The organism is Chengkuizengella sediminis, assembly GCF_010078385.1.
GTDB lineage: Bacteria > Bacillota > Bacilli > Paenibacillales > KCTC-33759 > Chengkuizengella > Chengkuizengella sediminis.
On sequence record NZ_SIJC01000004.1, the window covers coordinates 69,647 to 95,084 of the forward strand.

The following is a 25,438-nucleotide window of genomic DNA, read 5'->3' on the forward strand; positions in this document are numbered from 1 at the left end:
AAAAGCATATTACTCACCTCAAATTTCCATCTACTATATCACAACTAAATTTTAGTTTCAATTTATTTTCAACACAAAGCTGGAACCCTGGTGGAGCCGGCACTTACTTTTCTCTGATTTTATTGAAATGTATGATTCGATAAAACATATCTTTTATCGATTGGTAAGGGAGGCCTAGCTCTTAGAGCATCCAACAACAAGAAAAAAGTATAAAAGCCCTACGTGAAGTAGATCCTTCAGTTAGAGCCATGCAAGTGCACAATTTTAACACTAGGTACACACGTCCAGTCAAAACAACATTTCAACTCATACAATATTAAAAACCTATAAAGGACGTGTAAACATGGGTTTCTTTGATGACTCTATCTGTGATTGTTGTGTTTACCCGATGCAATGTGTTTTGGAACAGTTGGTAGGTGAGACTTTATCTTCTTTAGGTACTTTTATCAATATCTTAAGTGACGTTACAATAGATGAGGTTACAGACTTTATAGCATTTACATCAGAAGGAAGGATTCCAATATGTCAAATTACATTTATACGCCTAATACCTACTGAGCAACTTAAATTGAAACCAATTCGTAAAAGTAAAGGAGGGTGTGCTTGTTGCGAAGATCCGACAACTAATTTGTTAAGTAGCTTTAAAGGGAAAGATGTAACAGTTATACCACTTCCACCAGAAGGTTTTATTCTAACTGGAACTGTTTTTGATGTAGGTGAAGGAATTGTAAATTTAAATAATTTGTTCTATATATCCACATGTGCAATAACTAGGGTAGTCCTCAATAAAACACTCCCCCACCAACTACCTAAGCCAGTCTGAGAAACTATATCAACTTATTCTTATCGCTCTTATAAACCGTAACATATAATGAGTAAGTACCAATACAATTGCAGTTCCTGTAGCAAAACTATGTAGATAACCTCACTATTTATGTAGTGTAGTTTTTTAAAAATATGTACTTGCTCTAGGATACCCGTCCAATCAAAGTAGATTCTCTTTATATAGTTTATAATTAGTGTAATGAATTTCGAATATGAGGGTTTTACCTACCACCCTATACCAACTATTGTAATACCTCTAATATACCACTATCTTCCAAGTGAAGATCATAATATTTAAAATTTGAAGGGGTTCCTCTCTTTTCAATCAATATACAGAATTGGAGTTGTATAAATGGAAACATGGAATAGAAAACTAGTAAATACCACACGAGGCGTATTTGAGATTTTTGAAAAAGGGAATGGTGAGCCGCTTTGTATCACCCATTTATACTCAGAATTTAATGAAACAGGTGATTATTTTGCCGATACGTATACAGAAACTAACAGAGTGATTTTGGTCAATTTGAGAGAAGCAGGGGACTCAGAAAAATCTGAACATGCACATGAATTAAGTATGTTAGAGACTGTATTTGACTTAGAGGCTATTAGAAAGTGTTTAAATATAAAGCAATGGGGTTTTGCAGGTCATTCAACAGGAGGAATTCTTGCTTTAGTTTATGGAATTTATTTTTCAAGCAGCCTTAAAAATCTTGTGATCGTTGGTGCAGCAGCAAGAGATTATATGACTTTTTCAAAGAATTGTATTTATCATGCAGAACATCCTTTGTTTCATAAAATGCAGGAACTCATTGAATTATTAAAACAGCCCAATCTCACAGCAGAAGCTAGAAAAAAAATTTCTATAGAAAGAACAAAATTATCTCTAGTTAAACCTGAAAAATATGAAGCATATTTCAATAAAAATATCACTAAAAAAATGTCTGGAGTTCGTATGGACTTTTTTGCGAGAGAAATGCAATTATTGGATGTGACTAAAAAATTAAAACTTATTACCGTTCCAACTTTAATTATGTGTGGGAAATACGATGTACAATGCCCTTTAGAATATTCTATTGAAATGGATCAATTGATATCAGATTCAAAACTCATCATTTTTGAACATAGTAATCACTATCCGTTTCTAGAGGAGAAAGAATTATTTTTAAAGGAAATAAACTTCTATATTTAAGATCAAAATAAGTAACTTAATACAGCCATCGAACTTTAATTCGTTCGATGGCTGTTTCTTTTATTTTAAAGGATAGACAACTTCAATTCCTTCTTCATTTTTCAGGCTCTTATAATACCAATAGTTATGATCGGCACCGTGAATACATAAAATTCTTTTGCCAGCATATTTTTTTGCAGCATTTTTTACTCTTGCAACCATTATATAATGTCTAGCATTCCATCTTATATTTTGAAGCTCTGGGTTAACACCATGTAACCACTCATACAATTTCTCTGTCACTTTATCATATCCAGGGGAATTGAATGGAATATTACCTTTATGTACAGTTTCAAACTGTTTTTCAGTCCATCTATCTAATTCCGCTTCAAGCTGTTCTCTTGTTTCAGGATCAAATTTATCAAAAGGTCCTTCAACAAATACATCTTCTTCAAACCAATTGACTGGAACAAATTGTATCCCTTTTTCTTTACATAACGGAAAAATCAAATTCGGATACTCATCCTGTGTTTCCTTAAGAATACCATGTGGATCACCTTCTTTTAAAAACAATTCCCAGCTAAGTGGATGAACTTCACCACAGATCACATCTGGATTAAACTCTAATATAAGCTCTTTTATTAATGAGAGAGTACCATTATATTTTTCTTGTAATTCTAAACTATGAGTCATACCTAAAATACCTACTACAGTCATGAACGTGATCTCCTTTTACAAAAAAAATTCTATCCCAACAGAGGAAATTCCACTTTCAACCCTTCATCATGAAATGCTTTTAAAAAAATATAACAATGCTCTGCACCAACCGTCACAAGTATTCTCTTTCCTTTATTTTTTTTCACAATCTTATTAATATTATCTATCATTACTTTATTCCTATAATCCCAGATTACCTGTTGAACATCTGGGTTTACTTTTCTTAACCATTCTTGTTTATCTTCTATTAGTCTATTAAGTTGATGAGAATTAAATGGGATAAGGTCAGTTTTTGTCTCTTCAAACATTTTTTCATATTTCTCAGATAAAATAAAGATTAGTTCTCCTTGCTCTTCTTCAGAGTAAGGGGCGAAGTGGTCTAATGTTACATGATCCTCTTCAAAGAAATCGATCGGAAAAAATTTAATATGTGCTTGTTCACATAAAGGGATGATCAATCTTCTATATTCATCTGGTCCAAGATATCCTTTGTATGATTTATCCTTCTTATATTGACTCCAATCCTGCTCTCGAATTTCACCACAAATGATATCAGGTGCAAATTGAAAGATTTTTTCTTCCATTAAACTCAGAGGAAAATTTACTTCTTTTCTAATTTCATCATTATGTAACGTTCCTAATAAACCTATAGTCGCCATCTTTGTTCACCCTACAATACTTTTTTATTTTACTATCATAAAATCTAAATAGGGAACTTACTAAAATATTTTTTTAACCACTTTAATAAATACACTTGTAGATATAACAGAAATTGGAATCAAAAGCAGAATGAGCAGTGGGAGCAACCACGGCGTTGTAGAATTAATAGATACATAATTATCAAAATAGGGTATAAAAGAATTAAGAATCTGTCCTAAAACCTTCCAATAAAAAGCTAAAAAAATAGCAGCAATTATATTAAACAATATAATTCTAACAATCCTTAACACTTTAACATCTCCTTTGAAAAAAACGATAATACAGATTAGTTCCTTAAATTGCGAATTCATCCTCCAAATATCTAATTACATCGTTTATATAAGTATCAAGTGGTAGAGAAGAATCAACCGTAAGAGTTTTTGTGTTAGATGGTTTTGTACTATTCATTAAACAATCCTTAAACCTCTCCTCAGATTGTGTCTGCTGAATTTGACTTCTCATCCTTTTTCTACTTTTTAGTCTATGATTGATTTCATTCATATCCTCTATATAACATTCAACGTATTTATATTTAACATTGTGTTTCTTACTCAGTGCTAGAGCTCTTTCTACCATTTCTGTATAAAAACAAGGACTATCTAGTATTACGCTATGACCTTGGGATAAATGAAAATCAATCAAAGACCAATCAATGTTGTATGATACTTCACCTAGATTCTTTTCATCAATATTTATCTTATTTAAAGACTTCATTAACGCTGACTTTACAATATCGTGGTCAATAATAACTGCACTTGTTTCTTTACCTATTTGTCTTGCAAGAGTTGACTTTCCTGACCCTGGAAAACCTGACATTTGTAAAAAGAACATGTATGAACACCTTCTTCAATACTTAAATTATTGTGACTCTCCACCAAAGTTATTTTTAAAATAAGATATGATGCGATCTTCTGTTTCTTTTTCTAAAGGCAACAATCTACCAAATACTGCTCCATAAACCACTGGGTTCCAATCTACTTCGTATCCTCCAAAAGCAAATTCTTCTTTGCTAGGTAAGTATCCTGTGTAACCGTTTGTATAACCTCCAAAGAAAAATAAATTGTTATTTAACTTTTCACTTATTTTTAACGCTGTTTCTGCAAAAATCTCAGCGGGAAAACCTGAAATAAAAGCTTTACCTATTTGGAAAGTTTGAATCTCCATCGAAAGCAATTGGTAAAATAGATCATTTTTCAGTTCATTTTTTATTTCAGCTAGCCATTTACTAGTATCTACACCCCAATTTTTCATAGCTTCTCTAGCTAAATTTTCAGCCTTTTGATAGCTAGATAGTTTTATCGTTTGAAACGGGAGTTCATTAGATTGAAACCTAATTAATATATCGCTTTCTATTTTTATTTTTGGAATTTTACTTTTCACTTTTTCCACAACAAGGTTTGCAATATAAGACAACTCTTTTGGCTGTCCTCTCCACCGAGGGTTTATATTTCCTGCTGCTCCAATGCTTGTTAATATTGGACAACCCAGAATTTTCTCTAGATGGGTACTTATCCATCCAGGTAGATCACCCGAAATTTGTAGGTTATCTCCCTTTAATACATTTGCGTGAACACCTATTCTCAAGAAGACCCCAAACAAGTTTTTTGAATCTCTATTCACTACTTTTAAGATGGGTACTCTATGATCAACAGGTCCTTTTTCATTATCTCCCATCACTGCATAACCATTCTGATGAATTCTTCTATTTACACCAACCTTGCACTCTATTGTTTCCCAACCTATTTCTGCAGGCTCTAAGTGATGTAAAGCCTCACGAATAGACTTATGTACGCTCGTTTCCACAGATTCACAATAATGATTCACTCTTTTGTCATCACTAATCGTTGTTGGCGCTGAATGGGTATGCGTAAAACACACCATGATTTGAGCAAGGGTGAGTTTCAGTTCATACGCTATTTGTTTACGAATTTTTTTAGTAAAATCAACTGTAAATCCAACATTCTCAATCGTTACGATCACAAGTGTGATATTGTTTTTTTTCATCATCATTGTTCTACAATATAATCTATCTAATATTCCGGTAGAATCACTAGGGCGATGATACCCCATTAAAGGAATATTCCCAACAGGTGAAATATCTACTTTTGAAAAACCTACATAAAGATTATCATTCATTTTTAGTCCCCCTATTATTTTAATACATCATCTTTAGTTTAATAATAAGGGGTAACTACCAGCAGCAATTTCAACATTTTCAATAACCTCACTAGCTATGTATTTTAAGAACAGTAAAACTATTCATGCATTCACTATCCACTCTTCATAATGTTGGACATTAATATCTAACTTTTTACTGCTTAACCATTCAAAGGCTTTCAAAATCAATGGAGATGCATTTTCCACTGAAACCTCTTCTTTTCTTATCCATTGTGCACCAAGTGAATCTTGTCCTTCGAATATAACTGGACTACTAAAAACGTCACTAGTATTTTCAACCTCATAAAAGACAGCGATATGATGGACATGGTTAAATTCTTTCCATTTCCAAGGTAACATAAAGTCACACGTTCCTATATTTTGTTTGATTTCAATAGTAAGTCCAGTTTCCTCTAAAAATTCTCTTTTCATAGCTGATACTAAACTTTCCCCATCTTCTAAACTTCCTCCTGGAAGATCAAAACGATTGATATAAGGTCCAGCATTTTTATTGATAACAAGTAACTTGTCCTCTTTTACACAGATCCCATAGACACCAAAAGCACGATGGAATTTTTTTGTATTCAATCTTTTCATCCCCCAATGACTATAAAGTTTACAAACCACTTGAATTTTCAATTTTGTTCCTCTGGATTATTGAAGCCAAATACTTTTGTAGGAGGAAAGATCTAATTAATTATCTTTCCTCTTTTACCTCAAACCTTTGAATAAGTTCGTATGGTCTAACCTTACATGCTTCATATGGTAAATAATGTGGCTCCATTGCATCAATTACTCTAATTCTAAAATGTTCTCTTGTGATGTATTGTTCTACGTTTTCTTTTGTTATTTTCATCGTTTCATTTTCAGCTATGGTAGGTTTACCTGAGACATACTCTCCTCTAAATACCACACTAAAAATACCATTCGTTATATTTTGATATATCCCTGTAATCCCAAATAAGTTGGCTTTGATTCCTGTTTCTTCTAACACCTCTCTAAGTACTGCTTGATCTAATGTTTCACCTTCTTCAACTTGACCCCCGGGTATTTCCATTGTGTCAGAACGATCCTTATTTCGTACAAGTAACAGATCCCCATTTTCGTTTGTAATATATGCACTAACAGCAACGATCTGCTTTGGAGGTTGATATGAATCTGGGTATGCAGTTGATGTTAAAAAGTCTTGTTTGCTTTCTATGTAAATATCACCTAACTCCTGTCTTCTTTTTCGTGTTTTTTGATGAAGCTCACTATTTCTGATTTTTTCTTCTATACTTTCATAATGCGCCATACTTCTATATTCCCAGATCGCCACAATTTCATCTTCCGTTTCATTCACCCAACGCCCTACTAATTTTGCTCCATGGTTCATTTGGTTAGGGTATAAATAGGTATGGAAAAAATCATTAAATTCCGCTAAAAGTTCAGGTTTAATCTTGTAAGTTTTCCTTCTAAAAATCATATTTATATCCTCTCCTTAAAATTAGCTATTCATATAAAAGAACTTTGTTCAAAATATAATACTTTAATTTAAATCAAGACTGGGAAACAGAAAATTCAATAGTTGAAGCTCCGTTATCCCCTATGAACATTTGACACCCTATAACTCTTTGACCACAGCCATCTCCTTACCAAATCGATCACCTTTGTCAACAAAACCTAAACTGGCATAAAGTTGATGAGCCCCTAAATTTTCTGGATGGTAACCTACAATGATTTTATTTGCATTCGGTAATTTTGATATTTCATCTATCATTAACTTAGTAGCTTTTTTGCCAATTCCTTTTCCTTGAAAGTTCTTATCTACCATAATCCGATATACCCAGTAGCCATCCAGTTCTTCTTTCACCGAATTAAACATAAGGAAACCAACTGTTTTACCTTCCATTTGAATAACGTAAGGTTTTAATGTAGGTTCAAATTTAGATTGAGCTATAGATACGGCATTAGATTCTATAAACTTTGTTTGATCTTCTGAAACTTCTAACGTACAACATTCATACCAATTGTCAGCATTTAATTCTATAATTGTTACTTTTTCGTTATTCATGATTTTCTCCTCGTCGTGGGTGATTCAAAAAGGCTGCGAAATACACCTTTCAATCTAATCAAATTATTAACTAGGATTGGAAAGCCATTATTCCTCTGCAGTGATATTGACTGTTTTGAAACACATATCTAATTTTTAAAATTTGTTTTTATGGACAATTTATCTATTGATATTTTATCACCTTTTATAAAGATAGGATAAATTTTGAATATTTCAACTTTTTTTAATGGGAATATAAATTAAATATATTTATAAATTCTTAAATTAAATAAAACAGCCTTTCCTCGATTGAAAACCGAAAAAAGGCAACAACAACTAATATTATTTTTAATTTCGATTGATTATCTACTTAACTAGTTTAAAATAAAGGTATTTCGTGGTCTTATAACCCACATTTAAACGATTATTTTTTTATAGCGGTATTTGGTGGTCTTATTTTTGTCATTTTCGCCAATTTTGATCTCATTCATAGGATTTCAGCTAATTTAAGACCATAAAATACCGCTATTCAACCCAACACCTTACAAATATACAGTTTAAGACCACTAATTCCCTCTATTTCTGAAACTCAAGAATCATAAAGAGATTTATTCAAAATCATCAAAATATTCTAACCAATCTTCCAAAATCTCTTCTTCTGTTTTATCAAAAAACTGTACAGCAGTTTCATCTTTTTCACTTCCACTGATCGATTGCTCAGGTTCGAAATGACCACCAATATATTCTACATATTCATATACTTCTTCATAACCATATTCCTCAGCTAAATACCAAAATAAAGCTAAAGTAACTCCGTAGTTTTCATCACTTGCTCGTTTAATATCATCGAAAGAATTTAACTGAATATCCTCATCTAGTACTGCTTTATTACTTTTCAATTTTTTGACGTATTTTACAATAGAGCTCTTTGAATCTTTAACTGACATTAAATCTAAATCATTGAATGAATTTGTAGGGTATTTATGATGGAAAAATGCACTGTACTCTGCTCCACCTTCTAGCAACCAGAAACGGTAGTCCTCACCCCAATATTCCTCATAAATTTCCTGCTTATCTTGATCATCCAAGGAAGATTGCTGATCGAAATAATGTACAATTTCATGTGATAATACTGGACGAAAATCAAATGGAAGAGTAGAGCCGTTAATTAAGATTTCCGTATGATATCCCCAAGAGGCTGCTTTACCTTGCGTTTTTTCTGGGAATGGTGTATCAGAATCATCAGTGTAAAAATAAATATCTAGTGAAGATTTTACATTCTCATAGGGTTGAAGATCTTTTATATTTTCAATTGATTTCATCATATCCTCAACTTCAGTATAAGCAAAACCTTTTCCGAACTCTTCTTCATAATCGTCTGTCACATAAATACGTATTGGATTTCCTTTTCCCATATCTAATCGATAGTAATTGAGTCCTGTTATGATTTCATCTGGAGCATATTCACTCACTACATCCTTTTTCCCCATATATATAAAATTCTCATCCGTTTTTTCAGTTGAAAAGTTCATATAATACCGGGAATTTTCTAAAAATATACGAAGTGTATAATCCGTATCAGGTCGTAGATATTCAACAGGAGTAACTGTGGCTTCATCCCCTTTTAAACCAATAGTTACAGGAATAAACATATCTTCACTTTCAATGACAATACCATCAATATCTTCAACTAGAATTTGTTTATTAAATTGAATCGTAAACGTTTTTACAAGAGGAACTTCTTTCATCTCAAGTAATTCTGTCCAATCTTCATATTTTGCATAACTGATAGATTGTGGAACAATACTAGAATAACCCAAAAAAACAATTACAATGAATAAAATTAAAAAATTACGACGTTTTAATACCATTACAGTTTTTCTCCTTATCCTTTTTTTCTATTATTATACCAAAATCTAATAGTGACGTATCCTACTTATGATTTATTGATCAATATCTGGATACATCTAGATTGTCACAAATCTTTCAAATAAAATGAATTGTATAATCCATCATTTATATCGTAATATTAAGATATATCAATATATTAATTTCAATGTGCTTTTAAGGTTATTATAAAGGTAACCTTACTTTCAGTAATTCAAACAATAGAGGAGGAATTCATAATGAGTAAAAAAGTAGTTATCGTAGGTGGTGTAGCAGGTGGTGCTTCAGCAGCGGCAAGACTTAGAAGATTGGATGAAACAGCTGAAATCATTTTATTTGAAAAAGGTGAATTCATTTCGTTTGCAAACTGTGGCTTGCCTTATTTCATAGGTGAAACTATACAAGAACGTTCTAAGTTGTTAGTCACATCTCCTGATATGATGAAAAACAGATTTAATATAGACGTAAGAGTATTTAGTGAAGTCATTCATGTAGATACGGAAAATAAAAAAGTAATAGTAAAAAGTGAACAAACAGGTGAATACGAAGAAATTTTTGATGATCTCATTTTATCTCCAGGTGCCAAACCCATTGTCCCTAGTCTGCCAGGAATTGAAAGTAATAAAATATTTACACTAAGAAATATTCCAGATACCGATCGCATTAAAAATGTTGTGGATCAAAACTATGTACAAAAAGCTATTATTGTCGGCGGAGGTTACATTGGTGTTGAAATGGCCGAAAGTTTAATTCAACGTGGACTTCAAGTCACTTTAATTGAAAGTGCCCCACATATCCTGGCACCTTTTGACTCAGATATGGTAACTCATGCAGAGAAAGAAATGCAAGAGCATGGTATTCAATTCATATTTAATGATCGGATAGAAGCCTTTCTAGATCATAAAGAGGAAATCACAGCCATCATGCAAAGTGGTAAAAAGTTAACCGTTGACATTGTGATCATGGCAATAGGTGTTGTTCCTGACACAGCTTTCTTACAAAATACAGACATCAACCTAGGGGAAAAAGGTCATATTATTGTAAATGATGAAATGCAAACAAACATGAAGGGAGTATATGCTGTTGGTGATGCAGTGGAAGTAAAACATTTTGTTCATCAACAAAAAACGGCAATACCGTTAGCTGGACCTGCAAATAAACAAGGGAGAATTGTTGCCGATCAAATTTGTGGCATTCCTTCCACATATAAAGGCACGCAAGGCACCTCAGTTATTAAGATCTTTAATCTGACCGGAGCAAGCACAGGATTAAACGAACGAAATTTAAATCAGTTAAACATGCCTTACCATGTTGTTCATGTTCACCCATTATCTCATGCGGGTTATTATCCTGGAGCCAAACCTATCTCATTAAAATTAATTTTTCAAGATAATGGTAAAATACTAGGGGCTCAGGCATTTGGTGAAGAAGGAGTCGATAAAAGAATAGATGTATTGGCAACCACCATTCGTCTTGGGGGCACAATTTATGATTTAACGGAGCTTGAATTATGTTATGCCCCTCCATTTTCATCTGCAAAAGATCCTGTAAATATGGCAGGTTATGTTGCTGAAAACATACTTACTAAAAAAAGTGATGTATATGTCATAGATGATCTAATGAATCATTTTGACCCGAACGACATGATACTCATTGATGTAAGAACGGAACAAGAGTTTAAAAAAGGATCCATTGAGGGAGCAATTCACATTCCCGTTGATGAATTACGTGAAAGAAAAAAAGAACTACCATCTAACAAAAAACTCTGGGTATATTGCCAAGTAGGAGTAAGAGGTCATATTGCTTCTAGAATATTAATACAAGAAGGTTTTAAAGTAAAAAATTTAACGGGTGGATACAAATCATATGCAATATCTGAATATCCAGAACGTGAAAATTTGTGAAGGAAGTATTAAATCATGGATGAACAGATGCAGTTATTTCCCATAGAGATAACAAAATGGTAATTTTGCCAATATGGATGTGATTTGATTATGTGCTCTAAATAATTATATAATAATAAACGATGTAGATAAGTTATTTTATTTCGAAAAGAAAGCAGGTAAAATTTATGGAAAACTTCACATTCTATAATCCAACCCAATTAATATTTGGAAAAGGTCAGATGCAACAAATTACAAAGGAAGTTCCTAAATTCGGAAAAAAAGTATTAGTTGTTTATGGTGGAGGAAGCATTAAAAGAAATGGTATTTATGATAAAGTCATTCGTTATTTAAAAGATATAGATGCTGAAATATTTGAGTTGTCTGGAGTTGAACCGAACCCTCGTTTAACTACAGTGCATAAAGGAGTAGATATCTGTAAAAATGAAGGCATCGAGTTTCTACTTGCAGTTGGTGGAGGAAGTGTTATTGACTGTACTAAAGCAATTGCTGCGGGTGCCAAATTAGATGGTGACATTTGGGAAGTGATTACACGTAAAAAAGCTGCTGCAGATGCATTGCCGTTCGGTACTGTCTTAACGCTTGCTGCTACTGGTTCAGAAATGAACGCTGGTTCTGTGATTACAAACTGGGAGACCAATGAAAAATATGGCTGGGGAAGCCCCGCAGTGTTCCCCAAATTCTCTATTCTAGATCCTGAAAATACGTTCTCTGTTCCTCGGGATCAAACGATATATGGTATCGTAGACATGATGACACATGTGCTCGAGCAGTACTTCCATCACACAGAAAACACACCTCTTCAAGATCGGATGTGTGAATCTGTACTGCAAACTGTAATTGAAACTGCACCTCTATTACTAAATGACTTAGAAAACTATGACCATCGTGAAACGATCCTTTACAACGGTACAATCGCTTTGAATGGCATGTTATCCATGGGATATCGTGGAGATTGGGCTACTCACAATATCGAACATGCAGTATCTGCTGTATATGATATTCCACATGCTGGAGGACTAGCTATCTTGTTCCCGAACTGGATGAAACACAATTTAGAAGCCAATGTTGGACGCTTTAAACAATTAGCTACAAGAGTATTTGATGTAGAAACTGAAGGAAAAACAGATAAAGAAGTTGCTCTAGAAGGTATTGAAAAACTAAGTTCTTTCTGGTCTAGCTTAGGTGCTCCTTCTACACTTGCAGATTATGATATTGATGATAAAAACTTAGAAAGTATCGCAGATAAAACATTAGTTTATGGAGAATTTGGAAACTTTAATAAATTAAATAAAGAGGATGTTATGTCTATTTTGAATGCATCATTGTAGAGAGTTGGACCAGATAAACGTTTGACATAAACATCTATGAAAATAAAAGCCTGCAATGTGGGATATCCCTCCATTGCAGGCTTTTTTATGAAATCAAAATCAATTTATGGTGTGCTATTCACCATTGGAATATCCTGTTGGAATTCCCCTGCTTTTTTATACGTAAAACCATATTGTAGATTTTGAATCACTTGTCCATTTGTGACAGTAAACTCGTATCTCGCTGTAGCATCATTGTAAATTAACATTGGATTTTCTTGTGGTCCATCGTTAATCTTATAATGTAAAATGATATACTCGTAAGTTGCATTTTCATCTGGCGTAAACCAAATGATAGCTTCTGTAGTATTTAAATAAGTTACACCATGTTGTGCAGTTGGATCTGTAGGAATTACTGGTGCTGCATCTGTAGTCACTTGTAAACCATTACTTGCTGCAGATTCGTTTCCTGCAGCATCTTTAGCCACCACAGTAAACGTATATGTTGTATTTTCAGTTAATCCTGTTACATTATAAAACGTACCAGCTGTATTTCCTTCAAAAACTCCATCTTTATATACGTCGTAACCGATCACTCCAACATTATCTGTTGCTGCTGTCCATGCTAAGTCAACCGTAGTTTCATCTTTTGCTGTAAAGTTTAAGTTTGTTGGTGCTGTCGGTGCTTCCGTGTCTATTTCTGGTTCTACTGGAGGTTCTGGATCAGTAGTTCCTCCTGATCCTACCTCATATTGAAACCATTCTGAATCTTGGCCAAAGGTGATGAAATAAGTATATTGGAATTCTACAATATCACCTGTATTCAAGCCTTGGATGGTATATTCCCAAACTCCGTTCTGCTCTACACTTCCAACATTTTGTTGTACGCCATTGTTCACCTTATAATGTAAATCTGCAAAAGTAGCTATACCATCTGGAGTGAATTTTAATGTCACACTACTTCCGCTATCTACAATTTCAACTGTAAAATCAGGACCTACAATGACATTACCACCCGATGGAGGTGCTGCATCCGTTGTAACGGATAAAGAATTGCTAGCAACTGAGCTATTTCCGGCTGCATCCTTTGCTATTACTTCAAATGAATAAGTTGTATTTTCTGTTAAACCTGTGACCTGAAAAGCTGTTGTCGTTGTATGAGCTACAAAAACCCCATCCTGGTAAACATCATATCCTACTACTCCTACGTTATCTGTTGCTGCTGTCCATCCTAAATCCACCGTAGTTTCACCTTTTGCTGTAGAGGTTAAGTTTGATGGCGAAGTAGGTGATTCAACATCAACTGGTATTGATCCCGTTGTAACTGTTATTTCATTGCTTGTTACAGACTCATTACCCGCACCATCTTTCGCTGTAACTGTAAAAGTATACATTGTTTCTGGTGTTAATCCTGTGATTTGTGAACTCGTACCCGTTGTTGTAGATATAGAGATCCCGTCCTGATAAACATCATATCCTACTACTCCTACGTTATCTGTTGCTGCTGTCCATCCTAAATCTACAGTCGTACCACTTACATTAACTGCAGTTAAGTTCGATGGTGCTGTTGGAGCTATAGTATCCTCTACAATACCTCCAGGTAGTTGTCCCATAGTATAATTAAAAAATTTAGAAAGTGTAGCTACACCATTTACAATCGTATTATATCTATAAGTCAGATTTGCATTTTCAGGTACATTAATTGTGGTTTCAAAATTGCCTGCTGCATTTTCAACTAAGCTAAAGCCAGCTTCACCTGCACCATTAATTCCTACTAATAAAATGACTTCATCAAACCCTGAGCTTGGTTCAACGATAACGGTTGCTGTTGTTGGCGTTGTTTCAATAATTTCTTGTGTATAACCTGGACCTGGTTCGAAACCAGAACGCACTTGGAAAATTTCACTTCTAGCTGACTCATTGCCATCTGCATCCCGTGCTACTATTTCATATGAATAGAATGTTAATGGTTCTAAACCTGTATCTTCAAAGTTTATTTCTTCTGTTGTGTTCACTTTTATTCCGTCCCGGAATACATCATACTCCACTGTTAAAATATTATCTGTGGATACATTCCAATTTAAATGAATAGATCGATGTGTTTCATCAACACTGAAAATACCTGTTGGTGTATCAGGCGCTTGCGAATCTACAATTGTTGTTGTGACTTGTAGAGGTAAGCTTTCACCTGAAATGGTATCGATATCTTTTGCTTTTACAGTGAAATTATATGTTGTTGTAGGTTCTAAACCTTCAACCTTCACTTTTGTTTCTGTAGATGAAACAGCATAACTTCCATTTACAAAGATATCGTACTCAACCACTCCACGATCATCTGTAGAAGGCTCCCACTCTATTGTCACATAGTTGGATGCCACTCTGTTCACTTGTAACCCTACTGGTATAGAAGGTGGATTTGTATCTGGAATATACACACCTTGATCAGAATTAAAGCTTTTAGGAGCTACAGTAATTTGTTGTCCATCTGAGAAGTTTACAACCTTTGTTTCATTTGTCATATTGTAAACTACATAGGTTTTCTCTCCGATATCATTTTTAAATACCGTATAAAATGGATAATCGGCTTGTACAGTGGCATCCACTGCACCTACATTGTTTAAAGAATGAATCCAGCTATACGTAAAGGCGGCTGAATTCCCTTCCTCTACTCTAAACAAACCGTTTGGTGATGACGCGATAGCATTATTCATGAGTTGAAGCGCCTGAGCTGGATCTGCTAACGCCAAATACATCCATTGTAGGTCATCCCAATAAGCTTCAGCTTCATAAGCATAATCTGGATTACCTGCATCTTCAGCTAGTCCCCATTCTTCAAATAAAGGAAGCTCGGCTTGCAAGCTATTGTAACTTTCTAATACGTAATCTGTATCTTGACCTAAATATAGAGAACCTCCATGGAACGGCAACCATAAAATCGCATGTCTTTGCGCAGGATTTTTCGTCCAGAAAGTTGCATTATCTACTTTACCACCCCAAACAATGGTATGAGCTACCTGCTCCCACTCCTCTGGATAAATGTCTTGATTTAAATCAAAGTAATATTCGTTGGAAGCATCTACTTCAGAAGTATACAAATAAATTCCTAAATCTCTAATTTCTTTGCCTTCTGCTTCTTTTCCAGGTAAAGTGGATAATAATTCTCCCCACAATACTATCCCAGTCCATGCATTAATCGCTTCTGAAACAGACTCTTGGTTATTACCTGCTCCAAACCCTGACTTACCATCTGCCCATGAATGTCCTGCATATGGATCATAGTTTCTTAAAAATGGGAACATTGGATCATCACGATCTGGTGAAGCAATATGACGAATTAGAAGATCAACCATGCCACCATAATCTGCTAAAAACTGTTCATCTGCTCTGGCAATTTCAGCCGCTGCTTTAATAAAATATCCATAATGGAAATGATGATCTGTCATATTCGGAGCACTCCAGAATCCTTCTCTGTACCCAATCATCGCTCCCCAGTTATCATTGTAATAAAAGAATTCCTGGTTATCCTGATCTCCGTTTTCATCAGATGCTGTTAACCAATCTGTAACCATAAACTTCGCTTTTTCTAATGCAATGGAAGCTAAATTTTCAAAATCACTTTTATCAGCCGGATCACTTACTCGATTTGCCAAATCTTCAGCAAGACCAAATAAAGTTGTTAATCTTGCCATTTCCTTCCCTGTAAAATAAGTATCTACATCTCCAGGATTTGAATTAAGATCATTCGGATTAGGGAAATGACGATTAATTTCTTCTTCTAAATAAAATTTTAATTGTGTAATATTCTCTGTACTTAAATCTCCTAAATAAGGAACGTTTGGTAATACACCTGTATACGTATCTTCGATTGTAAAAGAATTACCAATCAACGTTTTTAATTCACCTTGCATTGAATCATACGTATATCCAGTGTAGTTAGCATCCAAACCTCTCCATTGTGTAGCATATAATGCCATTAAGGTTTCAGTAGGTACACCAGCTTCTTTAGGTGAAATTGTAAATTGATATTCTGTAAACACCTTACTATTTACTTCATCAAAGGACCAATTCACTGTTGTATCCGTAACAAATGAATACGCATAAGTTTTTATTTGATTAAAAGCTGTAATAGCTTCATCATCAGTACTCACATCAGGTAATAAAGCCATAGAAAAATAATTTTTCCCTGTAGGTAATTGGTTTACTAACGTTGTAGTACCTAACCCTGACCATGTGGAATCTGTTGGTCCAAATAATGCATAATAACTTCCATTCACTGAAACACCGATCATTGCATCATTTTCGTTTCCTACAAATATCTCAGGTGCTCTATCAAAAGTTAAAGAAGGATTCCCACCTTCATAAATCGCATATACAAAAGGAGAACCATGACCATAACTTATGCTCATTCCTGTTGATCCATTATAGAAATCAGCTGTGACAAACCAGTCACTAAATCCACCAGTTCTTGCTTCTGCAAATCCTCCAACATTTGAATGTCCTAATACTAAATCATTACTAGTATCTTTAGGTAACTCGGCAGTTATAGCTCCTTGCTCTGGATAAATGACAGTGTTTGTTGCGCTAGGTCCAGGTGCACTCACTACTTTAGAATTACCCGGATAATAGATTTGTAAACCCTGTGTTTTAGGATATACCGCTAGTGGATGAGGATACTGGGGTTCGCTAAACGTATCCCAGTTCATATTTGTCCACCAATCACTTGTAGGTGTTGGTTTCCATGTTGGTGCATCAGGTCCCGAAACATTAGATGAAATAAAAGATTGTGGTTCAGGATATGCTAGAGCATTAGGATCAATAATCCATGTAGGTGGTTTATCTGCCTCTGCAGGTAAAATCGTAGTATAACTCCCTGTGCCAACTTGAACCTCTCCGTTAAAAGCATAGGATGCTGAAAATGGTACAACCAAACTTATTATCAATGAAAATGCCAAAATTAATGAAAACGTTTTCTTCATTATCTTTTCTTCCCCCTTAAAAGGCTATGACTAGAATATTTCAAACTAAATCGATTTCATAAAAATATCCATGTTTATTTAAGTACTTGTAAAACTTTTCATCTTTACATTTGCAGATAGTAAAGATTAACTTTACTACCTGCGATGTTCCCTAATTTTAAATGAATCTTTTATTTTTTAAGGCGTACTAGTCATCATTGGAATATCCAATTGGAATTCCCCTACTTTTTTATACGTGAAACCATATTGTAAGCTTTGAATTACTTGCCCATTTGTGACTGTAAATTCGTACCTTGCTGTAGCATCGTTGTATATTAACATTGGATTCTCTTGTGGTCCATTATTTATCTTATAATGTAAAATGATATACTCGTATGTTGCATTTTCATCTGGCGTGAACCAAACGGTAGCTTCAGTATCATTAATATAAGTCACCCCATAAGGAGCGGTTGGATCTGTTGGAATTACTGGTGCTGCATCTGTAGTCACTTGTAAACCATTACTTGTAGCGGATTCGTTTCCTGCTGCATCTTTAGCCACTACTGTAAACGTATAATTTGTATTCTCAATTAACCCTGCTACATTATAAGATGTGTCTACTGTATTGCCCTCAAAAACTCCATCTTTGTAAACGTCGTAACCGATCACTCCAACATTATCTGTTGATGCTGTCCATGTTAAGTCAACTGTAGTTTCACCTTTTGCTGTAAAGTTTAGGTTTGTTGGTGCTGTCGGTGCTTCCGTGTCTACCTCTGGTTCTACTGGAGGTTCTGGATCAGTAGTTCCTCCTGACCCTACCTCATATTGATACCATTGCGAATCTTGACCAAAAGTGATGAAATAAGTGTATTGAAAATCTACAATATCACCAGCATTCAAACCTTGGATGGTATATTCCCAAACTCCATTCTGGTCTACACTACCTACATTTTGTTGTCCGCCATTGTTCACTTTATAATGTACATCTGCAAAAGTTGCTGGGCTATCAGGTATAAATTTTAATGTCACACTACTTCCGATATCTACAATTTCAACTGTAAAATCAGGACCTACAATGACATTACCACCCGATGGAGGGGCTGCATCCGTTGTAACGGATAAAGAGTTGCTAGCTACGGATTCATTTCCTGCCTCATCTTTAGCAAATACTGTAAATGTATAACTTGTATCTTCTATTAAACCAGTTACTTGATAGGCTGTTGTGGTTGTATGAGTTACAAAAACCCCATCTTGATAGACATCATACCCTATCACACCTACGTTATCTGTTGCTGCTGTCCAGGCTAAATCAACTGTACTTTCACTTTTTGCTGTAGAAGTTAAGTTTGACGGTGATGTTGGTGCTTGAGTATCTGGTGTACCAGGACTAGTTACAACACCAGAACCTACTTCATATCTATACCAAGATGTATCCTCAGCTAGTTGATTTTTTAAATACGTATAATAAAACTCTACAACATTACCTTCGGCTAATGTCGATATCGTATATTCCCAAATACCTCCATTGTTAACTGTATTCACATTTTGTTGTATACCACCATCTATTACATATCGTAGGTCTACTAAACTAGTACTTAATGTTGGTGTGAATCTTAATGTCAATTCTGCCCCTTGATCTACAATCTCTACTACAAAATCTTCTTCTGTGATTGCAATAGGTTCATTAACTGGTGCTGCTTCCGTAGTCACAGTTAAACCACTACTTGCTACCGATTCATTTCCTGCTCTATCTTTTGCAACAACCGTAAATGTATAGCTAGTTTCCGCTTCTAAACCTGAAATTGCAAGGTTAGTACTGGTTGTGCTGTTCACAAAGCTTCCGTTTTGATATACATCATACCCTGATACTCCAACATTGTCTGTTGCTGCTGTCCAACTAAGGTCCACTGATGAATCACTTACATTAGATGCAGTTAAATTTGTTGGAGATGTTGGGTTTTCTGTATCAGGTTCTGCTGGCTCTCCACCTCCTGGAGGTGTTCCAGAACAATTCCCTCCTGGACTTACTGCTGTTTCTTGTGCCATCGTATTTGCTGGAACTGTTAATTCAAAGCAATCTGAGAATGTAACTATAGTCTCTGAATCTGATGCATTATAAGCCACGTACGTATTAAGTCCATCTTTGTTAAATACAGAGTAAAGTGGTGTATTTGCTGTAATATCAAAGTTTGGTAATCCATACACGTCTAAAGATCTAATCCATTGGTACGTATGTGCTCTAGATTCACCAAATTCCACACCAACAGCTGGATCAATCTCCGTATCTTCATCCTTCCACAATGTTAAAGCCTCTGCTGGATTACTAAGTGCGTAATAAGAAACTAATATATCCTGCCATGCATCTGTATTATCTATTCCTTCCCATCCGAACTGTTGTTTCTTCTGCAAATAATTCGGGAATTCAGCATACGTATTGTTATAGTTTTGCGCAACATAATTTGGGTCTGTCCCTAAATAAAGTGAAGCTGGTGTAATCGGTAATATTTGAATTCCATGTGCTTCTACCGGATTTTCAGTCCACCATGTCGTATGGTTGTACTTTCCTCCCCATACCATAACAACATCGTCATTAGAAAATTCTGGATCTAAAACATCTCCGTAAATATCAAACCAATAGTTGTTAATCGCTTCTCTCTCCGTTGTAAACATGTATATTCCAGCATCTCTAATTTCGTCATTTCCTGTAGCTTCACCCCATAAAATTAAGGATGCCCAAGCATTCATTGCTTCTGATGAGGATTCATGGTTGTTTCCACCATATCTCCAATCATCTGCATCAATGAAACCCATACCATTTGCCCAAGAATGGCCAGCATATGGATCAAAGTTTCTCAAAAACGGATATTTATTTGAATCACGATCTGTTGTTGCAATATCTCCAATTAATTCATTCACCATTCCGCCCCATTGGTCTTGTTGATCCCATGCATCAACTGCATTCGGCTCTTGAAGAGCAACTTGTGCAGCCGCATAAATCCAATATCCCCAGTGGAAATGATGGTCATTTAGTTCTGTATCTGAAAAATAACTTGCACTATAACCAATTAATGTTTTCCAATGATCATCATAATAGAAATAGTTATCGTCCACAGGTTGTCCTGCTTCGTTATATTTGGTAGGTGTGAACCACCACTCCAGTGTATTTTTCATTGATTGTACGAATTCATCTGTTTTTTCAGCATCATCCAATTGTGCTGTAATCGGAGCAAGATTAGATATTCGTCCAAGGTTTTTACCCATCCAATACGTATCGTATCCACCATTTCCTCCATCCGCACCTGGATTTATAAACGGAGGATTAAGTCCCATACCATAATCAAAATATTGTGTAACATAATCTTCTAATTTAGCAATATCTGCTGGATCTGTTAGTTCAGGCATCCAAGGTAGAACCCCATTAAAGACATACTGTGTACTGAAATTATTTCCAGTAATCGTTTTCATTGTTCCACGAATCGTATCATAAGTAGATAAATAAGATGAGTCAGGAATTAATGAATTGTTTCTCCACTGATGAGGATAAAGTGCTGTAATCGTTTCAGTGTTTGTACCTTCCATTGGTGTTGTAGTAATAATGTAATCTGTAGTTAAAGTACTGCTTGCTTCATCATAATTCCAATCTACTCTAGTATCTGTAACAAAAGCAAAAGCACGGTCTTTATAGAAGTTAAACGTACTCACATCACCATCAGGTAAACCGGCAACAGTAAAGAAGTCCTTACCTTCAGGTAAATCCGCAATGACTTCGCTTCCATTATTCGTCCAAGTTGTACCTACTGGAGCATATAAACCGTAATAATTGGTTTGACCATTATTGTTTACTGAAATTTGAATAGAAGAACTATCTTGATGTAATATCGTTGTAGCTAGATTAAACTTAACCTTTGGTTCTGCCCCGTCAAACGTAAAGTATGCGTAAGGACTACCATGTGCAATCGTTGCTTTCATATTTTTACTTCCATCACTACTTGCCATTAAAATGTCTGCAGACCAATCGTCAAGCTTGTCCGCTTTTGCATCCGCAGGTGAAAATGTAGTGGCTTGTATCTCTAAGTCAATTTGACCTGGACGATGCTCGCGTTCCAACTCATTTTCTCCATCTAATAATGTATTAACGGTTTTAGGTGGATTGCTGATTTCAAAACCAGTTGGTGTAGCTTGAAAAGATAATGGATGTGCATATAAAGCACCTGAATACTGAAACCACAATACAGAGGTTAACCAATCGTTTGTTGGTAAAGGTTTTCCATCAAAATTGCTTGTTGTATAATCTTCCGAAGGTGGTGACTTTCTTGGTCCCAGTACCCAATTATAAAGCTGTGTTCCTTTTTGAACCGTAGAATACCCGCCTGCACCTACAGCAACATCATTTTCAGTAATGTCAGCTGTAGCTAGATTAGCAGGAATTAAAGTAGTTATAAGTAGTGTAAGCGTTGTCATCAGTGACAGAAATTTGATCTTATGCAATAAAAACACTCCTTTTAGTTATATATTTTCAGTTTGTACCAATGATTTGAAACCGATTACAAAATGAAGGAAATTTTAATTGAAATCGATTTCAACATCTACGTACCATAATATTCCTCCTTTCCAATTGTTATCCCATAGTTACTTTGGACTAACATAAGTGTATACTAAAGTCATTCAGTTTGTAAATAGGAAATTTGATAAAACATGTAGAAAATTGTCGATTATTGTCTTATTTTAAAAATTGCTTGATTAAGTAAACAAATTGTTCCTTATCAAATAAAAATGGAATATGTCCCTCTCCTACTATGATTTTCTCACCATTTGTTATACTAGCAGGGGAACTAGGTAATGGGCATACCACATCATTTTCCCCATGAATCCATAGAATAGGAATGGTATTTTCCTCTTCGCAAAATTTGTTCCAATTTGATGTCAGATCAGTTGTCATTAAATAATCCAATCCTGCTTCCAAACCATTCAAATTGAAATCCGTTTCAGCATTTTGAATAAATATTCCTTTCTGTCCTGTGAGATCTGTAGATTGAAATACAAGCTTTTTAAATTGTTTGATCGTCTCTTCTGGTTGAGCTAACAGCTGTGTTTTCATGCGCTGAACAATTCTTTGAGGCCATCCTTCTGAACGGTCCTGACTCACAAATTTTAAAGTTGAGGAAATGATGATAATAGAATCTATGCCAAATTGTTCTCTTTTCTTTTGATCAAATATCGTTTCTAATGCAAGCAAGCCTCCTAATGACCAACCTATTAATGTCCATTCACCTGGAGAAGCCTTCAATTTGTTTTCAATCACTTTATAAAAGTCGTTAATTTCATTACATTCACTAAAATTAACTAAATGATGTTCAAAATCGGGTAAGTTCTCAATCACCTCAGACCAAATTTGCGTGGACATTGCCCAACCATAAATCCACATACATTTTTTTGACATAACATTCTCACTTTCTAAATAAGTTAGACAAATTGTATGACTTGGTTACATTATATTTTGACCTTTAAACATTCACCAATCTCATCTATATGTACTAGTGCCTTTTTCAAATCCTGGTCTTGATGTGAACTCATAATCGTAAAACGAATTCTTGCTGTACCCTCTGGTACCGTCGGCGGTCTTACTGCTACCGCAGCTACTCCTTTTTCTTGTAAAAGAGTACTAAATTCCATCGTTTTTTTGTTATCTCCAACAATAAGTGGAATAATTTGCGATTCACTTTCTCCTGTATTAAAACCTCTGGATTGAAGTTCTTGTTTAAACCAGGCGGATTTTTCTAATAACGATTTCTGTCTCCAATCCTCAGACTGAATACGTGACCAATTTCGCTGAATTGCAGCAATATTGATAGGAGGCAGGGCTGTAGTAAATATAAAACTCCTTGCTTTGTTCAATAAATATTGTATTAGAATGGAGTCCCCCGCAATATATGCCCCGTAACAACCGTATGCTTTACTAAAAGTTCCCATAAGAATATCCACTTCATCTGTTAATCCTAAGTCATGTACTAATCCCTGACCTTTCATTCCATAAATACCACCACTATGCGCTTCATCCACCATAAGCATAGCACCGTATTTATTTTTCAATTTAACTAACTGCTCTATAGGTGCCACACTACCATCCATGCTAAAAATGGAATCCGTGACGATCAGTTTTTTCTGATTAGGATCTGCTTTTTTTAACAGATGTTCTAAATGTTCTACATCTCTATGTTTATAACGTTTATGTTCCGCTCTACTTAATATAATCCCGTCCACAATACTCGCATGATTCAAACGATCACTAAATACAAGATCCTTTCTTCCAGCTATCGTTGATATGGCTCCAACGTTTGCCATATATCCACTACTAAACACTAAACAATCCTCTGTCCCTTTAAAAGAAGCAAACTGCATTTCAAACTCCCTATAAATAGGATCATTGCCAACAATCAGTCTGGATGCTGTTGAACCAAAACGAAGAGAGGAAGAGATTCGCTCTTCTTCCTCTTTTAATCCAGTTAGATTGGTTTTGTTCAACCTTTCACTTAAACCTAAATAGTCGTTTGAAGATAAATTCAACATTTTTTTACCATCTCGTAAGATCCATCCATTTTCCAATATTATTGTTTCATGTAATGATCTGAGTTGGGATTTTTGTTCTAATTGTTTTAATTCTTCTTGCATCCATTTCCATTTTTGATGAGAACTCATTATAAAGCACATTCCTCAATTTCAAATCCAAGATCTTCCACCATTTTGTGATCTGCTGTAGCTTCTTGCCCTTCTGTTGTTAAATAATCCCCTACAAAAATGGAGTTTGCCGCATATAATCCAAGTGCTTGTAATGATTTTAAATTCACTTCACGTCCGCCTGAAACACGAATTTCTTTTGTCGGATTAATGAAACGGAACAATGCTAGTACTTTCAAACATTTTCGCGGATTTAACTCATCCATGTTTTCTAAAGGGGTTCCTTTAATCGCATTTAAAAAGTTTACAGGAATAGAATCTGCATCTAATTCACGTAATGCATAAGCTGTTTCAACGATCTCCTGATTGGATTCTCCCATTCCAACAATACAACCTGAACAAGGAGACATGCCAGATTTTTTCACTTGTTCAACTGTGTCTACACGATCATCATATGTATGTGTTGAGGTAATGTTGGCATAATTGGATTTACTAGTATTTAAGTTGTGATTATAGCGATCTACACCCGCATCTTTTAGACGTGCCGCTTGCTCATCAGATAAGATCCCTAAACAAGCACAAATTTTCATAGGCATGGTATCTTTGATTTCTTTGACAGCATCAATCACTTCATCTAACTCTTTACCTGACGGACCTCTTCCACTAGCTACAATACAATATGTACCTACCTTCATTTCTTGCGCTTTTTTAGCTCCGTCTATTAATGTATCTTTTTCTAACAACGAATATTTTTCAATAGGTGCATCAGAAACAATGGACTGAGAGCAATAACCGCAATCTTCAGGGCATAGGCCACTTTTGGCATTTATAATTAAATTTAACTTTACTTTTTTCCCGTAATAATGTTTTCTGACTTGGAATGCAGCGTTCATAATGGATAATAACTCATCATCATCCGCTTCTAGTACAGATAACCCTTCTTCTAACGTTAATAACTCACCATTAATCGCTTTTTCAGCATATTCATTCCAATTTGGTTTAGTAGTAATCATTTATAATTCCTCCCTTGTAATGAGTGTAAATATTTTTTCAAACGAACAAATTATATGTGACGTTAACTCTCCAAGATACAATTCAAGTTAAAAATT

At 34.9% G+C, this 25,438-nt stretch carries 17 protein-coding genes; 4 read left to right on the forward strand and 13 right to left on the reverse strand.

Features of this window, described 5'->3' with window-relative positions:
• Nucleotides 1–343: 343 nt before the first annotated feature.
• Together EPK97_RS09730 and EPK97_RS09735 are read left to right on the forward strand one after the other, a co-directional pair.
• Nucleotides 344–823, forward strand: coding sequence for a hypothetical protein (locus tag EPK97_RS09730; RefSeq protein ID WP_162036438.1), 480 nt, complete (start codon nt 344–346; stop codon nt 821–823).
• Nucleotides 824–1,177: 354 nt separating this feature from the next.
• Nucleotides 1,178–2,014: an alpha/beta fold hydrolase gene (locus EPK97_RS09735; protein ID WP_162036439.1), complete on the forward strand. Its 837-nt coding sequence runs from the start codon at nt 1,178–1,180 to the stop codon at nt 2,012–2,014.
• Nucleotides 2,015–2,074: 60 nt separating this feature from the next.
• On the opposite strand, the gene EPK97_RS09740 is transcribed toward EPK97_RS09735, so the two are convergent.
• The 8 genes from EPK97_RS09740 to EPK97_RS09775 all read right to left on the reverse strand — a co-directional run bounded on the left by EPK97_RS09740 (nt 2,075) and on the right by EPK97_RS09775 (nt 9,469).
• Nucleotides 2,075–2,710, reverse strand: coding sequence for a hypothetical protein (locus EPK97_RS09740; RefSeq protein ID WP_162036440.1), 636 nt, complete (start codon nt 2,708–2,710; stop codon nt 2,075–2,077).
• Nucleotides 2,711–2,739: 29 nt separating this feature from the next.
• Nucleotides 2,740–3,369 (reverse strand): TraB/GumN family protein, encoded by a 630-nt coding sequence (locus tag EPK97_RS09745; protein ID WP_162036441.1) that lies wholly within the window; start codon nt 3,367–3,369, stop codon nt 2,740–2,742.
• A gap of 334 nt (nt 3,370–3,703) precedes the next feature.
• Nucleotides 3,704–4,240 carry a P-loop nucleotide/nucleoside kinase family protein gene (locus tag EPK97_RS09750; protein WP_162036442.1) on the reverse strand — a complete coding sequence of 179 codons (537 nt, stop codon included), beginning with the start codon at nt 4,238–4,240 and terminating at the stop codon, nt 3,704–3,706.
• Between the two features lie 27 nt (nt 4,241–4,267).
• Entirely contained in the window at nt 4,268–5,545 is a 1,278-nt protein-coding gene (locus EPK97_RS09755; protein ID WP_162036443.1) for a neutral/alkaline non-lysosomal ceramidase N-terminal domain-containing protein, read from the reverse strand.
• A gap of 123 nt (nt 5,546–5,668) precedes the next feature.
• Entirely contained in the window at nt 5,669–6,154 is a 486-nt protein-coding gene (locus EPK97_RS09760) for an NUDIX hydrolase (RefSeq protein WP_240903766.1), read from the reverse strand.
• A 109-nt stretch (nt 6,155–6,263) separates the two neighbouring features.
• Nucleotides 6,264–7,031, reverse strand: coding sequence for an NUDIX domain-containing protein (locus tag EPK97_RS09765; protein ID WP_162036444.1), 768 nt, complete (start codon nt 7,029–7,031; stop codon nt 6,264–6,266).
• A 138-nt stretch (nt 7,032–7,169) separates the two neighbouring features.
• On the reverse strand, nt 7,170–7,619 hold the full coding sequence (locus tag EPK97_RS09770) for a GNAT family N-acetyltransferase (RefSeq protein WP_162036445.1): 450 nt from the start codon (nt 7,617–7,619) through the stop codon (nt 7,170–7,172).
• Between the two features lie 587 nt (nt 7,620–8,206).
• Nucleotides 8,207–9,469, reverse strand: coding sequence for an Ig-like domain-containing domain (locus tag EPK97_RS09775; protein ID WP_162036446.1), 1,263 nt, complete (start codon nt 9,467–9,469; stop codon nt 8,207–8,209).
• Nucleotides 9,470–9,724: 255 nt separating this feature from the next.
• Between EPK97_RS09775 and EPK97_RS09780 the strand changes: the two genes are divergently transcribed.
• Nucleotides 9,725–11,389 carry a CoA-disulfide reductase gene (locus tag EPK97_RS09780; RefSeq protein WP_162036447.1) on the forward strand — a complete coding sequence of 555 codons (1,665 nt, stop codon included), beginning with the start codon at nt 9,725–9,727 and terminating at the stop codon, nt 11,387–11,389.
• A gap of 167 nt (nt 11,390–11,556) precedes the next feature.
• Nucleotides 11,557–12,720 carry an iron-containing alcohol dehydrogenase gene (locus tag EPK97_RS09785; protein WP_162036448.1) on the forward strand — a complete coding sequence of 388 codons (1,164 nt, stop codon included), beginning with the start codon at nt 11,557–11,559 and terminating at the stop codon, nt 12,718–12,720.
• A 104-nt stretch (nt 12,721–12,824) separates the two neighbouring features.
• Here EPK97_RS09785 and EPK97_RS09790 read toward each other — a convergent pair whose 3' ends face one another.
• From EPK97_RS09790 to bioB, 5 genes are all read right to left on the reverse strand, one after another.
• Nucleotides 12,825–17,675: a fibronectin type III domain-containing protein gene (locus EPK97_RS09790; protein WP_162036449.1), complete on the reverse strand. Its 4,851-nt coding sequence runs from the start codon at nt 17,673–17,675 to the stop codon at nt 12,825–12,827.
• 177 nt (nt 17,676–17,852) lie between these two features.
• Nucleotides 17,853–22,142 (reverse strand): glycosyl hydrolase, encoded by a 4,290-nt coding sequence (locus EPK97_RS21790; protein WP_162036450.1) that lies wholly within the window; start codon nt 22,140–22,142, stop codon nt 17,853–17,855.
• A gap of 232 nt (nt 22,143–22,374) precedes the next feature.
• Nucleotides 22,375–23,094, reverse strand: coding sequence for an alpha/beta hydrolase family protein (locus EPK97_RS09800; protein ID WP_162036451.1), 720 nt, complete (start codon nt 23,092–23,094; stop codon nt 22,375–22,377).
• A 50-nt stretch (nt 23,095–23,144) separates the two neighbouring features.
• Nucleotides 23,145–24,350, reverse strand: a complete 1,206-nt coding sequence (gene bioF / locus EPK97_RS09805; protein WP_240903767.1) for an 8-amino-7-oxononanoate synthase — start codon at nt 24,348–24,350, stop codon at nt 23,145–23,147.
• Nucleotides 24,350–25,342 (reverse strand): biotin synthase BioB, encoded by a 993-nt coding sequence (bioB, locus tag EPK97_RS09810; protein ID WP_162036452.1) that lies wholly within the window; start codon nt 25,340–25,342, stop codon nt 24,350–24,352. The genes bioF and bioB overlap by 1 nt, the downstream gene beginning before the upstream one ends.
• Between the last annotated feature and the right edge of the window lie 96 nt (nt 25,343–25,438).

Bases quoted from the DNA above. Each gene is read 5' to 3' on its own strand.
- EPK97_RS09730 (WP_162036438.1), top strand. From the start codon at position 344: ATGGGTTTCTTTGATGACTCTATCTGTGATTGTTGTGTTTACCCGATG.
- EPK97_RS09735 (WP_162036439.1), top strand. From the start codon at position 1,178: ATGGAAACATGGAATAGAAAACTAGTAAATACCACACGAGGCGTATTT.
- EPK97_RS09740 (WP_162036440.1), bottom strand. From the start codon at position 2,710: ATGACTGTAGTAGGTATTTTAGGTATGACTCATAGTTTAGAATTACAA.
- EPK97_RS09745 (WP_162036441.1), bottom strand. From the start codon at position 3,369: ATGGCGACTATAGGTTTATTAGGAACGTTACATAATGATGAAATTAGA.
- EPK97_RS09750 (WP_162036442.1), bottom strand. From the start codon at position 4,240: ATGTTCTTTTTACAAATGTCAGGTTTTCCAGGGTCAGGAAAGTCAACT.
- EPK97_RS09755 (WP_162036443.1), bottom strand. From the start codon at position 5,545: ATGAATGATAATCTTTATGTAGGTTTTTCAAAAGTAGATATTTCACCT.
- EPK97_RS09765 (WP_162036444.1), bottom strand. From the start codon at position 7,031: ATGATTTTTAGAAGGAAAACTTACAAGATTAAACCTGAACTTTTAGCG.
- EPK97_RS09770 (WP_162036445.1), bottom strand. From the start codon at position 7,619: ATGAATAACGAAAAAGTAACAATTATAGAATTAAATGCTGACAATTGG.
- EPK97_RS09775 (WP_162036446.1), bottom strand. From the start codon at position 9,469: ATGGTATTAAAACGTCGTAATTTTTTAATTTTATTCATTGTAATTGTT.
- EPK97_RS09780 (WP_162036447.1), top strand. From the start codon at position 9,725: ATGAGTAAAAAAGTAGTTATCGTAGGTGGTGTAGCAGGTGGTGCTTCA.
- EPK97_RS09785 (WP_162036448.1), top strand. From the start codon at position 11,557: ATGGAAAACTTCACATTCTATAATCCAACCCAATTAATATTTGGAAAA.
- EPK97_RS09790 (WP_162036449.1), bottom strand. From the start codon at position 17,675: ATGAAGAAAACGTTTTCATTAATTTTGGCATTTTCATTGATAATAAGT.
- EPK97_RS09800 (WP_162036451.1), bottom strand. From the start codon at position 23,094: ATGTCAAAAAAATGTATGTGGATTTATGGTTGGGCAATGTCCACGCAA.
- bioF (WP_240903767.1), bottom strand. From the start codon at position 24,350: ATGAGTTCTCATCAAAAATGGAAATGGATGCAAGAAGAATTAAAACAA.
- bioB (WP_162036452.1), bottom strand. From the start codon at position 25,342: ATGATTACTACTAAACCAAATTGGAATGAATATGCTGAAAAAGCGATT.